Origin of the sequence: Streptomyces sp. SID13726 (genome assembly GCF_010548375.1) — a bacterium.
In the GTDB taxonomy this organism is placed as follows: Bacteria; Actinomycetota; Actinomycetes; order Streptomycetales; family Streptomycetaceae; genus Streptomyces.
On the sequence record NZ_JAAGLY010000716.1, the window covers coordinates 1 to 403 of the forward strand.

A 403-nucleotide genomic window follows, 5' to 3' on the forward strand; every position below is an offset into this window, starting at 1 on the left:
ATCTTGGAGACGTCGATGACCAGGCCCGGCGTGGTCGAGTAGCCGGCCTGGCTGTGGCCGCCGCTGCGCACCGCGGGGGCGAGGCCCCAGTCCTGGGCGAACCGGATGCACGCGGCCACGTCGGCCTCGCTGGTGCAGTAGGCGATGGCCTGCGGGTGGATCACGTCGAACTGGGCCAGCTGCAGCTGCTTGGCCGTCTCGTACGTGCCGTCGCCGGGCAGGACGAGCCGGCCTGACAACCGGCCCTGCAGGGTCTTCCACGGGGTGGCGCCGGCAGCCTGCGCCAGCATCAGGCCACCGGTTCCGGCGGTCAGTGCGGCGGCCGCCCCGACGCTGGCACCGGCGCGTATGAGCGAGCGTCTGCTGAGCACGTGAACCACACTCCGTTCAGTCCTGGCACCCA

Annotated in this window: 1 protein-coding gene; it reads right to left on the reverse strand. The window is 72.0% G+C overall.

Annotated elements, in window-relative coordinates; genetic code table 11:
- Window positions 1-371, reverse strand: a 371-nt coding sequence (locus G3I78_RS49925; RefSeq protein WP_203616606.1) for an FAD-binding protein, incomplete at its 3' end; no start/stop codon positions are given.
- Between the last annotated feature and the right edge of the window lie 32 nt (window positions 372-403).